This is a genomic window from Clostridium acidisoli DSM 12555 (assembly GCF_900176305.1).
Classification (GTDB): domain Bacteria; phylum Bacillota; class Clostridia; order Clostridiales; family Clostridiaceae; genus Clostridium_I; species Clostridium_I acidisoli.
In genome coordinates this window covers 16,330-28,928 of record NZ_FWXH01000019.1, presented here as the reverse complement: position 1 = coordinate 28,928, position 12,599 = coordinate 16,330, and the positions used below count along the sequence as shown (strand labels likewise).

General features: G+C 31.9%; 11 protein-coding genes, 1 pseudogene, 1 riboswitch and 1 other annotated feature (1 of these 14 running past the window's edge). Of the genes and pseudogenes, 10 read left to right on the top strand and 2 right to left on the bottom strand.

Features of this window, described 5'->3' with window-relative positions; translation table 11 throughout:
• Nucleotides 1-24: a binding site (T-box leader), on the bottom strand; it reaches 238 nt to the left of the window's first position.
• 200 nt (nucleotides 25-224) lie between these two features.
• On the top strand, nucleotides 225-929 hold the full coding sequence (locus B8978_RS16030) for an HAD-IA family hydrolase (RefSeq protein ID WP_084117315.1): 705 nt from the start codon (nucleotides 225-227) through the stop codon (nucleotides 927-929).
• Between the two features lie 29 nt (nucleotides 930-958).
• Here the strand turns inward: B8978_RS16030 and B8978_RS16025 are convergent, their stop codons facing one another.
• Nucleotides 959-1,375, bottom strand: a complete 417-nt coding sequence (locus B8978_RS16025; protein ID WP_084117314.1) for a hypothetical protein — start codon at nucleotides 1,373-1,375, stop codon at nucleotides 959-961.
• A gap of 258 nt (nucleotides 1,376-1,633) precedes the next feature.
• On the opposite strand from B8978_RS16025, the gene ribD (B8978_RS16020) reads away from it, so the two are divergent.
• From ribD (B8978_RS16020) to ribH, 5 genes and pseudogenes are all read left to right on the top strand, one after another.
• Nucleotides 1,634-2,707 carry a bifunctional diaminohydroxyphosphoribosylaminopyrimidine deaminase/5-amino-6-(5-phosphoribosylamino)uracil reductase RibD gene (gene ribD / locus B8978_RS16020; protein ID WP_176212730.1) on the top strand — a complete coding sequence of 358 codons (1,074 nt, stop codon included), beginning with the start codon at nucleotides 1,634-1,636 and terminating at the stop codon, nucleotides 2,705-2,707.
• 50 nt (nucleotides 2,708-2,757) lie between these two features.
• Nucleotides 2,758-2,872: riboswitch (FMN riboswitch) on the top strand.
• A gap of 143 nt (nucleotides 2,873-3,015) precedes the next feature.
• Nucleotides 3,016-3,429 (top strand): annotated as a pseudogene (gene ribD / locus B8978_RS16015) (bifunctional diaminohydroxyphosphoribosylaminopyrimidine deaminase/5-amino-6-(5-phosphoribosylamino)uracil reductase RibD); the annotation flags it as partial.
• A 30-nt stretch (nucleotides 3,430-3,459) separates the two neighbouring features.
• Nucleotides 3,460-4,110, top strand: coding sequence for a riboflavin synthase (locus B8978_RS16010; RefSeq protein ID WP_084117311.1), 651 nt, complete (start codon nucleotides 3,460-3,462; stop codon nucleotides 4,108-4,110).
• 19 nt (nucleotides 4,111-4,129) lie between these two features.
• On the top strand, nucleotides 4,130-5,323 hold the full coding sequence (locus tag B8978_RS16005; RefSeq protein ID WP_084117310.1) for a bifunctional 3,4-dihydroxy-2-butanone-4-phosphate synthase/GTP cyclohydrolase II: 1,194 nt from the start codon (nucleotides 4,130-4,132) through the stop codon (nucleotides 5,321-5,323).
• 81 nt (nucleotides 5,324-5,404) lie between these two features.
• Nucleotides 5,405-5,869 (top strand): 6,7-dimethyl-8-ribityllumazine synthase, encoded by a 465-nt coding sequence (gene ribH / locus B8978_RS16000; protein ID WP_084117309.1) that lies wholly within the window; start codon nucleotides 5,405-5,407, stop codon nucleotides 5,867-5,869.
• A gap of 524 nt (nucleotides 5,870-6,393) precedes the next feature.
• Here the strand turns inward: ribH and B8978_RS15995 are convergent.
• Nucleotides 6,394-8,388 (bottom strand): oxidoreductase, encoded by a 1,995-nt coding sequence (locus B8978_RS15995; protein WP_084117308.1) that lies wholly within the window; start codon nucleotides 8,386-8,388, stop codon nucleotides 6,394-6,396.
• A 210-nt stretch (nucleotides 8,389-8,598) separates the two neighbouring features.
• Between B8978_RS15995 and B8978_RS15990 the strand changes: the two genes are divergently transcribed.
• The 4 genes from B8978_RS15990 (at nucleotide 8,599) to sufB (ending at nucleotide 12,589) form a co-directional block, all read left to right on the top strand.
• Nucleotides 8,599-9,144 carry a PadR family transcriptional regulator gene (locus B8978_RS15990; RefSeq protein ID WP_084117307.1) on the top strand — a complete coding sequence of 182 codons (546 nt, stop codon included), beginning with the start codon at nucleotides 8,599-8,601 and terminating at the stop codon, nucleotides 9,142-9,144.
• A gap of 79 nt (nucleotides 9,145-9,223) precedes the next feature.
• A complete protein-coding gene (locus B8978_RS15985; RefSeq protein ID WP_084117306.1) occupies nucleotides 9,224-10,201 on the top strand; it encodes a 2-hydroxyacid dehydrogenase in 978 nt (325 codons plus the stop codon).
• A 211-nt stretch (nucleotides 10,202-10,412) separates the two neighbouring features.
• Complete coding sequence (sufC, locus tag B8978_RS15980) at nucleotides 10,413-11,168, top strand: Fe-S cluster assembly ATPase SufC (RefSeq protein WP_084117305.1); 756 nt, start codon at nucleotides 10,413-10,415, stop codon at nucleotides 11,166-11,168.
• Nucleotides 11,169-11,182: 14 nt separating this feature from the next.
• Nucleotides 11,183-12,589 (top strand): Fe-S cluster assembly protein SufB, encoded by a 1,407-nt coding sequence (gene sufB / locus B8978_RS15975; protein WP_084117304.1) that lies wholly within the window; start codon nucleotides 11,183-11,185, stop codon nucleotides 12,587-12,589.
• Nucleotides 12,590-12,599: the final 10 nt, after the last annotated feature.

The following is a 12,599-nucleotide window of genomic DNA, read 5'->3' as shown; positions in this document are numbered from 1 at the left end:
ACTTATTCTCTTCAATGCTTTAATTCTTATAAATTATAGATATTATATTAAATAAATTATTTTATGTCAACATATAATTACTATTTTAATAATATATAAGTATTGCTATAGTTCTCTAAATGAAGTATTATAGTATATAACTAATATTACAATATTAGTAAAATGATGAATTGAAGATATTGAAACAATAAGGGTTTGACACTGAGAATTTGGAGGTTCTATTTATGCAGAAAAAGGCAATTTTATTTGACTCAAGTCGTGTTCTTAATCATCCAAGAACAGGCAATTGGTTTATTCCACCTAACTTCAATAAGATAGTAAACGTTAACAAAACAAATATATTTAATTATATTCTACTAATAAAGGCAATCAAAAAAGCAACCAGATATATTGATGAACAAAAGTTTATATTAACGGAAGAAGAGGAGTTTAGATGTTTTCTGGAGTTTTATAAAATCATTGCAAAGGAACCAATTGGTATAAAACTTTCAGAAGAACAAATATTTGATATTACTAAAGATAGTGTATACAATGATGATAAATTTTTATTTCCTAACGAAGTATTAGAAATTATTCCGATATTAAGTGAAAATTACAAACTAGGAGTAATAGCTGATACGTGTCCATCATTAGAGAGAGCTTTTATAAATATTGGATTAAGGAAGTATTTTTCAACTTTCATAATGTCTTCAAAAGTAGGAGTTAAAAAGCCGGATAAGTTAATTTTTACTACAGCGCTTAAAGAACTAAATATAGAACCTGAAGAGGCAATTTTTATAGACAACAAAGAGGTGAATGTGGAGGGAGCAGAAAAAATTGGAATGAAGGGGGTTCTAATGCTTGAAAAAAACAACTCAAGATATAATAAAAAATTTTTGGCAATAAAAAATCTAATGCAAATAGAAGAAGCTATAAAAAATAAATGCTAGTTGTGACTTAAAGTCACAACTAGCACTATTTATTCTTCTTCGCCTCTGCTTATCTTAAATATAGATCGCTTTCTATAAATAAAAATAGCCATTAATATAGGTAGTATAAATGAAACTAACATAACAGGGCTAAACTTACCAACTTTTACAATTGAGTATATTATGTTTGCAATATAAACGATAAAATAACCAAATACACCAATTGTATTCTTAAGCAAAATTAGAATAACAGATATAATTATAAGTATTGATGTAATTAAAGCAATTACATAAGTGCTTGATGAAACATTAGTAGTCACACCGGCTGCTTGTACAGCAGAGTTTATTTTGTCTTTAAAAACAAGGTAAAAAATCGAACTTAATAATCCAAGGGTTTCAAAAACAAGTTCTATAATTGCAATCGTCTTTATACCAGCACCAACTTTTTGTTCTTGTTCACTTTCCATAAAATATATCCTCCTTACAAATAAAGTATATAATGATTATAAATGTTTTTGTAAAAAAATGCAATACTTAAATAATACACCATTAAATAAGTACAGTATCTACATACATATGATTGTTTTACTATAATTATAACAATATTTTAAATGATCTAATAAAAGATTAATATTGGTAGGTACCTACTATTATCTATATTGATTTTAAATTTTTTTTATGATAAATTTGAACAAAATGCATCGAATTTTTAGGTGGTGATGATTTTGAAGTATGAATTTATGAAACGGACTATAGAAGTTGCTAGTAAGGGCTCAGGATTTGTAAATCCAAAACCACTTTATGGAGCCGTTTTAGTAAAGGACAATAATATAATTGGTGAAGGATATTTTGACGGAACTAAAGCAGAAGTTGCTGAAATAAAGGCAATAAAGAATTCTACAGAAAATACGCAAGGAGCTAGTTTATATTTAAATATGGAAGCAAGTTTAGGTAATGAGGATATAAGTGTAATTTTAAAAAACGGCATAAAAAATATATATTTTGGTATTTTAGATCCAGTACTCAAAGGTAAAACTGTAAATCTTTTAAGAGAAAAAGGAATACAAGTAGAAACAGGGTTGCTAAGAGATGAATGTGAAGAATTAAACGAGATTTACATTCACTATATAAAAAATGGGATTCCATTTGTATTTACAAAATGGGCAATGACCTTAGATGGAAAGCTTGCTACAAGAACAGGTGATTCAAAGTGGATTAGTAATGAAGATAGTTTAAAATTTGTGCATAAACTGAGGCAAAGAGTAGCTGCAATATTAGTTGGAGAAAACACGGTAAAACTGGACAATCCAATGTTAAACACAAGATTGGATTGTCCTAAAATATCAAATCCACTTAGAGTTATTATTTCTAAATATGGAGATATACCAAATGATTCTAATGTATTAAAGGTGGATGATAATACAAAGACACTAATAATTGCATCTACCAATATAGCTAAGGAAAGAGAAAATTATTTTTTACACAAAAAAGTAAATGTAATGAAGTTAGAAGAAAAAAGTGGATACATTGATTTTAAAGATATAGTTAAAGCTTTAGGAAAAATAGGAATTGATTCCCTTTATATAGAAGGTGGAGGTGCAATTTTAGGTTCTGCTTTTGATAGTGGTATTGTAAATAAAGTTTATGCTGTAGTTGCACCTAAAATTATAGGAGGAAAAGGTGCAGTAACGCCTGTAGGTGGTAAGGGAATCGAAAAGATGAGAGATGCACTTGTATTAAAAAAAGTAACTCATGAAATAGTAGGAAGTGATGTTATATTTAAGGGGTATTTATATTAATACTTGACAAATTTATAACGTTGATGTAACTTTAAATTATAATTTAATATGTAAGTCTTCGGGGCAGGGTGAAATTCCCTACCGGCGGTAAAGCCCGCGAACCATAATGGTAGATTCGGTTAAATTCCGAAGCCGACAGTAAAGTCTGGATGAAAGAAGATAATAAGGTAATTATGTTACTTTTATTTGTTTTTGAGCTCTGAAATTTTATATTTCAGAGCTTTACTTTTTATGTTATATTTTGTAGTTTTATGATGCCCTGAGTTTAGTTTACTCAGGGCATCTATTTTTTGAAGAGGTGAGAATAAGTGGACGAATTTTTTATGAGAAGAGCATTGGAACTTGCAAAAAAAGGAGGAGAAAATGTTAAACCTAATCCTATGGTTGGAGCAGTAATTGTAAAAGATGGACAGATTATTGGTGAAGGATATCATGAAATCTATGGTGGACCACATGCAGAAGTAAATGCAATTAGTAGCTTAAAACAAAGTGCACAGGGAGGTATCCTTTACGTAACTTTAGAACCTTGTTGCCACTATGGTAAAACACCACCATGTGTAAATACAGTTATGGAAAACGCACTAAAAAGGGTTGTAATTGGTAATGTAGATCCTAACCCTCTTGTAAAAGGAAAAAGCATAGAAATTTTAAAAGAACATGGTATAGAGGTGACAGTTGGAGTTCTAGAAAAAGAGTGCAGAGATTTAAACAAAGAGTTTAATAGATCATGGGAATAAGAAGGTGATTATAAGGTGTTTACAGGTTTAATTGAGGGAGAAGGAACTGTTAAAGTTATTGAAAAGGGAGAAAAATCATCAAGATTAACTATTGAGGCTAGTGATATTTTAACTGGTTTAAAAATTGGTGATAGCATAAGTACAAATGGAGTATGCCTTACAATTTCAAATATGAATAATTCAAGGTTTACTGCAGATGTTATGGCAGAAACAATTAGAAGAAGTAATCTAGGAAACTTAAAAATAGGTGAAAAGGTAAATTTAGAAAGGGCATTAAGACTTCAAGATAGACTAGGTGGGCATATTGTGTCTGGTCATATAGATGGAATAGGTGAGATACTAAACCTTCAAAAAGAAGATAATGCTGTATGGATAACAATAAAAGCAGATGGTGACATTTTAAGATATATAGTAGAAAAAGGTTCAATAGCACTTGATGGAGTAAGCTTAACTGTGGCTTATGTAGATGATAAATGCTTTAAAGTATCAATAATACCACACACAGCAAAGGAAACAATATTACTGAAAAAGATTAAGGGCTCAATGGTGAACATTGAATGTGATGTACTTAGTAAGTATGTTGAAAAATTGCTTAATTTAGATGCAGAAAAAAAAGAAAATAAAAAAATGGATTTAGGGTTTTTAAAACAAAATGGATTTATATAGATAAAAGGAGTGGAATTTTATGTTTAATACAATTGAAGAAGCAGTTAAGGATATAAAAGATGGAAAGCTTGTAATAGTTGTAGATGATGAAAATAGGGAAAATGAGGGTGACCTCATTATGGCAGCTGAAAAGGTGACAGGTGAAGCCATAAATTTTATGGCCAAATATGCAAGGGGACTTATCTGTATGCCAATGGAAGGAAAAATGCTTGAAAAGTTAAACATAAGTCCAATGGTAGAAAACAATACAGATAATCACGAGACTGCATTTACTGTATCTATAGATTATATAGATACTACAACAGGAATATCTGCATTTGAAAGAGCTATGACGATTAAAAAAGCCATAAGGGCTGATTCGAAGCCAGAAGAGTTTAGAAGACCAGGACATGTATTTCCACTGAGAGCAAGAGAAGGAGGTGTGCTTACAAGAATTGGTCATACAGAAGCAGCTGTTGATTTAGCTAAAATTGCTGGCTTTAAGGGTGCTGGGGTTATATGTGAAATAATGAATGAGGATGGAACTATGGCAAGGGTTCCAGATTTAATGAAATATGCTAAAAAACATAATTTGAAAATCATAACAGTGGCATCACTTATAGAGTATAGAAAAATCCATGAGAACTTAGTAAAAAAGGTTGTTAAAACTAAACTTCCTACAAGATATGGTGACTTTAAGATATATGGATATGTGAATAAAATCAATGCAGAACATCATGTTGCACTTGTTAAAGGTGATATTAAAAACAAAGATAACATCCTTGTTAGAGTTCATTCTGAATGTTTAACTGGGGATGCACTTGGTTCAAAAAGATGTGATTGTGGTGAGCAGTATGATGCTGCTATGAAAAGAATAGCAGAAGAGGGTACTGGGGTACTAGTTTATATGAGGCAGGAAGGAAGAGGAATTGGCCTTATAAATAAACTTAAAGCTTATGCACTTCAAGATGAGGGCATGGACACTGTAGAGGCAAATTTGGCATTAGGATTTGATGCGGATTTAAGAGAATACAACATTGCAGCTGACATTTTAAATGATTTAGGTTTAAACAATATAAGGCTTATGACAAATAATCCTGAAAAAATAGAAAAGCTATCTGAGTATGGGATTAATGTTTTAGAAAGAGTGCCTATACAAATTAACTACAATGAGGTTGACGAATTTTATTTAAAAACTAAGAAGAGCAAGATGGGACACTTATTGGAATTTTAATTGTGGTGTCCAATAAATGTGATTTATTCATAATAGATCACTACTATGTAAAAAATTATTTATATTAACAGGAGGAAAAAGATGAATATTTATGAGGGAAAATTAGTTGCACAGGGATTAAAAATTGGTATTGTTGCTGGAAGGTTTAATGAATTTATAGTTTCAAAACTTGTAGCTGGTGCTATTGACGGTTTAAAAAGACATGGCGTAGAGGATGAAGAAATTGATATTGCATGGGTTCCGGGAGCCTTTGAAATACCGCTTGTAGCAGATAAAATGACTAAAAGTGATAAGTATGATGCAGTAATATGCCTAGGAGCAGTAATAAAGGGCTCAACTTCACATTATGATTATGTTTGTGCAGAGGTTTCTAAAGGAGTAGCACAAGTGGGACTTAAGTCAGGAAAACCAGTTATATTTGGGGTTTTAACTACGGACTCCATTGAGCAGGCAATAGAAAGAGCAGGAACTAAGGCTGGGAATAAGGGATATGATGCAGCAGTTTCCGCTATTGAGATGGCTAACTTATTAAAAAGTATAAAATAGAATTAAATATTGTATTATTTTATAATAGTAAGAAATTGCGAAGCAAAAACTAAAGATTTTCATCATAGCTAAAGCTAGATGAAAAGGTTAAAGAAAGCCTTAGGCTAGATGAAAGATTTGACGATGCCAAGGCCGTCAAAGGTGAGAGAAGTTACTTACGTAACAGGAACCTTTTGCTGAAAGCAAATTCTCTCACCATTAACGCTATCATCGTTAATTCTTTAATCTTGCCGCCTCGTGGCAATCTTTCACTTTTTTACTCACGCAGTAGAGTAAAAACCCTTAACCTGTACTTTGCAATATAGAACTACTTAGAATTTAAGCATATGAAAAAAATAACAAGCCAAATTATGAAAAATAGATAGTTTGACTTGTTATTTCTTTAGTTTTATCCATTCGCTACCATCCGTAAGACTCTCACTTATGCAAGCATTGAGTTAACGGATGCTAAGCGCTGGATTTGTTAAACTAACACTCAGATGGTGTCAAAAACAAAACCCCATCTGAGTGCAAGTTTCACTTTATTATATGTGGTTTGCAACCTCGTAAGCATCCCAAATTCCATACATTATGTTAGATACTCTACGTGCATCTCCTAAAAGATATATTTCTGGAACTTCAAATTCGAGTTCTTTATATAAAGAATTTTCTTCTTTATATCCTACAGAAAGTATAACTGAATCACATTCAAGTTTTTCAATTCCATTTTTTGTTTCCATTTCAAGAATTCCATTTTTATATGTTTTAACTTTTGAATTTGTTTTTACATCAATATTGTTAAACGGAATCAACTTTTCAAGCATGTCGCTGTTTGCAGAGCATAAAGGCCCATTTAATGCAAGAATTTTATCTAAGGCTTCTACTATAGTCACTTTCTTGCCTTTTTTAACAAGATGAAGTGCAAGTTCACAGCCAACTAAGCCACCCCCAACTATAACTGTAGTGTCTTTGCAATCTTTTTTGTCCATCAAAACATCTGCTGCTGTAAATACTTTTTCATCATCTCCAAGTGGGAATACTTTTGGAGTAGAACCTGTAGCAATTATTACGCTATCATAATTAGCAGCTAAAATTTGTTCTTTTGTAACTTTGCTATTTAAGTTAACCGCAACATTCAAGTCCTTTAATGTATTTGCATACCAAGCAGCTAAAGCAAGGTCATCTTCTTTAAAGTCTGGTGCTCCACCTGGTATAAGATTTCCGCCTAATTTGTCATTTTTTTCGTAAAGTACAGGTTCATGACCTCTAAGAGCAAGAACTCTAGCAGCTTCACAGCCAGCTACTCCTCCACCAACTACTAAAACTTTTTTCTTCTTTAATATAGGTGTAAGTGCATTATCCTTTTCTTTACAAGCTTGAGGATTTACAGCGCAGTTAAGCATTGAATAATGTTGAATACGTCCCATACAACCTTCCTGACATGATATGCAAGGCCTAATTGATTTACAATTATTGCTTCTTAATTTGTTTACATAATCAGGATCTGCAAGTAGAGGTCTGCCAAGACTTATGATATCACATGTTCCGTTTTCAATAGCTTCTAGTGCCATATCTGGATCATCCATTCTTCCTGCACATATAACTGGTACATCTACAGTTTCCTTCATTAGTTTGGCATATGGTCTGTAAAGGCCCTTTTCTTGATACATTGGGGGATGACTCCACCACCATGAATCGTAAGATCCAACGTCTGTATCTAAAGAATCATATCCATAAGATACAAGTAATTTAGCAGCTTCAATACCTTCTTCAATATCTCTACCCTTTTCAACAAATTCTTCACCTGGAAGTGCTCCATCTCTAAGATCTTTAATAAAGCTTTTTGGTGAATATCTAAGGGTTACAGGGAAATCTTCTCCACATCTATTTTTAATTTCTTCAACTATTTCACGTGCAAAACGAAGTCTATTTTCAAGGGTTCCACCATATTCATCAGTTCTATGATTGAATAATGAAATAGCAAACTGATCTATAAGATAGCCTTCATGAACAGCATGAATTTGTACTCCATCAAATCCAGCTCTTTTTGCATTATAAGCCCCATCGCCAAACTTTTTAACTATGGACTTAATTTCTTCTATTGTAAGTTCTCGACAAGTTTTATCAAGCCATCTATGTTGAATTGGAGATGGTGCAACTGGTGGGAATTCTCCAAGATTAGTTGGAATTGTAACTCTACCAAAACCACCTGACATTTGTAAAAATACCTTTGCATTGTAAGCATGTATTCTTTCAGTCATTTCTCTTCCCGTTCTAACGAATTGAACAGGGTTATGTGTAGGACATGGACAATTAGGCATACCATGTTCTTCAACTTCATTATCAACAAATGTAACACCTGTAATTATTAAACCTGTTCCACCTTTTGCTCGTTCAGTATAATAATCAATTCCTCTTTGATTAAAGCCACCTTCACTATCAGCTAGACCTAGTGGTCCCATTGGTGCTAATGCAAAACGATTTTTTATTTCACATTTTCCAATTTTAATTGGCTCAAACAATTTTTTATACTTGTTCATAAATGGCCCTCCTAAATTTATATTTTAAGCAATAGTTAAAGGTTTAACATAATTAAACGTTTTAAAACAATTAATTTATTGCCTTTACATATATTATATTCTTTTGCATTAAATCATGTCAACATTTACATGTTAAAATGAATATATTGTATTTTACTTAACGCTTAAGCATGATAATATAATAATGAGAAAGAATGAGGTGCACAGTATATGAGAACTTTAAAATATGCAATCCTAGGATTGATTAATAGAAAGCCATTAACAGGCTATGATATAACAAAAGAATTTAATAGTGGATTAGTTGATTTTTGGTATGCTAAACATAGTCAAATCTATCCTGAATTAAAAAAATTAACTGATGAAGAGTTAATTTCATATGAAGTTATTATTCAAGGTGAAAAATTAGAAAAAAAGTTGTATACAATAACTGAAAAGGGGAAAGGTTGCTTAAGAAAATGGCTTGAAAGAGATGAGCCATTAGAACCGACACCAAAGGATGTTTTTAGGCTTAAAGCTTATTTTTGTGATGAAATGGATAATGAAATTTTGTTAAAACAATTCCAAAGTGCGTTAGTAAAACATTTAAAAAGATTAAAGTATCTAGAGAGTTCCATGGAGGAGCTTTCAAAGAAAAAGAATGTATCAAAAGTATCTTCACCTGAATTTGGTGATTATATTGTTTTAAATGGTGCAATTATGAGAGAAAAAACTTATATAGATTGGATTAAAGATTGTATAAAGAAGATTAATTATTGAATTATAGACAGCTGAACTTTCACATATTTGATTATGATATAATTAAATAAAAATATCATTTTAAAAGGGGTGGCACAATATGGATAAATCTAAAGTTTTTATAGCTAAAAATGCAGGTCAAGAAGTAGTGAAATACATTAGTAAATATTGTGATTGTGGAATGTGGGATAAAAATAGCGGAATACCAAGAAAAAAGCTGCTAGAAGCAATACAAAATGCAGATGGACTAATAATACCCGGAGATATAAAGGTAGATGAAGAACTTCTAAGTAAAGCACCTAAATTAAAGGTTGTATGTAACACTGCAGTAGGGTATGACAATTTTGACTTAAAAGCTATGAAGGAAAGAAATGTAGTTGGAACAAATACACCAAATATTTTGAATGACTCCGTAGCCGATCTTGTGTTTACACTTATCCTAAGTACAGCTAGAAGAGCTGTTGAACTTGACAGATACGTTAGAAATAATAAGTGGCATGTTGGAGACGAAAAGAATTTATTTGGAATTGATGTTCATCATAGGACTATAGGAATCATAGGACTAGGAAGAATTGGAGAGGCCATAGCTAAAAGAGCAAAATTTGGTTTCGATATGGAAGTATTATATTATAATAGGCATAGAAAAATAGAGGCAGAAGAAAAGCTTGGAATAAAATATGCTGGTTTTGAGACTTTAATAAAAAAATCAGATTTTATTGTATTGATGACACCATTTACAAAAGAAACATATAGGCTTGTAGATTACCGTGAATTTGAAATGATGAAGGATACAGCAATATTTATAAATGCCTCAAGAGGGCAGACTGTAAATGAACATGCACTTATAGGAGCACTTAAAAATGGACAAATTTTAGGTGCTGGACTTGATGTTTATGAACATGAACCAATTAAAAAAGATAATCCGCTTTTGGAACTTAATAATGTAGTTCTTCTTCCACATATAGGTTCAGCAACAGAAAAAACACGTTCTGACATGATTATGATGGCAGCAGAAAATGCAATAAAGGTTCTTAATGGAGAGGAAGCACCAAATGTTGTTCCAGAACTTAAATTATAATTGCTTTTATGCATAGTGTGTAGGTGATAAAAAAATAAAGATTGCAATTGCAATCTTTATTTTTTTATCCTTTAGAAGTATTGAAAAGCTTTACTTTTCATAAATATGCAAGTTGAAAATAATAATTATTGACAAATAATAAAGCGAGCTTTAAAATATAGTATATCAGAGTGAAACGCTCGGGATTAAAAATAGTTTAGGAGAGAAAATTATGGCAAATAAACTTTTAGAAATAAAGAACATACATGCAGAGGCCGATGGCAAGGAAATATTAAAAGGTCTCGATTTGACAATAAATAAAGGCGAAGTCCATGTAATAATGGGACCTAATGGAGCCGGAAAATCAACTTTGGTAAATGTAGTAATGGGTCACCCAAGATATAAAGTTACTAGCGGAAGCATTCTTTTTGAAGGCGAAGATGTAACGGAACTAAAGACAGATGAAAGGGCAAGAAAAGGCTTATTCTTATCATTCCAATCCCCCGAAGAAGTTCCAGGAATAACTGTTGAAGGACTTTTAAGAAGTGCAAGATCTGCAGCAACTGGAAAGCCACTTAAACTTATGGCATTTAGAAAAGAACTTAAAGAAAAACTAGAACTTTTAAAATTTGATGAAAGTTACGCTTCAAGATATTTAAATGTAGGTTTCTCAGGTGGAGAAAAAAAGAAAAATGAAATAATTCAAATGATGATGTTAAATCCAAAACTTGCAATATTGGATGAAACAGATTCAGGTCTTGATGTTGATGCTGTTAAGATAGTTTCAAATGGTGTAAATAAATTTAAAAATGATGATAATGCAGTGCTAATAATAACTCATAATAGCAAAATATTAGATAATTTAAAGCCCGATTTTGTTCACATAGTTTTAAATGGTAAAATTGTTAAAACTGGAGATGCTACCTTAGTAGAAGAAGTAAATAATAATGGCTTTGCTGAGTTCAAAGATATTGAAGTAAACGCATAAGGAGGTGTACTCTCATGGAGAAAAAGAAAACTGTAATTGAAGATATGGACAGAGGTTTTTACGATATTAAAAATGAAGATAAATTTAGTTACAAGTCTAAAAAGGGATTAACAAAAGAAATTATTCTTGAAATTTCTACAAAAAAGAATGAACCAGATTGGATGATAGACTTTAGACTTAAGTCACTTGAAATATACAATAAAATGGAACTACCAACTTGGGGACCTTCTCTTGAAGAATTGGATATGGATAACATAGTTACATATGTTAAACCAGATACAGATATGAAAGGAAACTGGGATGAAGTACCGGAGGATATTAAGGACACCTTTGAAAAACTAGGCATTCCGAAAGCAGAAAGAGAATCACTTGCTGGAGTTGGTGCGCAGTATGATTCAGAAGTTGTATACCACAGTATAAAAGAAGAACTTGTTAAGCAAGGAGTTATCTATACCGATATGGAATCAGCGCTTAATGAATATGAAGACATAGTAAAAGAATATTTCATGAAACTTGTTCCACCAAATGATCATAAATTTGTAGCACTTCATGGAGCTGTTTGGTCAGGAGGTTCTTTTGTATATGTACCAGAAGGCGTGGATGTAGAAATACCTTTGCAGTCATATTTTAGATTAAATTCACCTGGTGCAGGTCAGTTTGAACATACGCTTATAATAGTAGAAAAAGGAGCTAAACTTCATTTTATAGAAGGTTGTTCAGCACCAAAATACAATGTTACAAATTTACATGCTGGATGTGTTGAGCTATTTGTGAAGGAAGGGGCTACTTTAAGATATTCTACAATAGAAAATTGGTCTAGAAATATGTTAAATCTTAATACGAAAAGAGCCCAGGTAGAGAAAAATGGAACAATTGAATGGGTTTCGGGATCTTTTGGATCTAAGATATCTATGCTTTATCCTATGAGTATATTAAAAGGAGAAGGAGCAAGGGCAGAATTTACTGGTATAACATTTGCAGGAAAAGGACAGCATCTTGATACTGGAACTAAAGTTGTTCATGCAGCACCGTACACTTCTTCTACAGTGAATACAAAGTCAATATCAAAAAGCGGAGGAACCGCAGTATATAGAGGAGCTGTTAAGGTAGCGCCAAATGCTCATCATACTAAGTCTTCTATATCTTGTGAATCTCTAATGCTTGATGATATTTCACGTTCAGATACACTTCCTGTACTTGATATATTAAATGATGAGGTTGATATTGGTCATGAAGCTAAGATAGGAAGAATAAGTGATGAGGCAATATTTTATCTTATGACTAGAGGCATAAGTGAAGAGGAAGCTAAGGCGATGATAGTAAGAGGTTTTGCAGAACCTATTGCGAAAGAACTTCCACTTGAATATGCAGTAGAGATGAATAACCTTATAAAATTAGAATTAGAAGGAAGTATAGGTTAGGGGTGAGAAT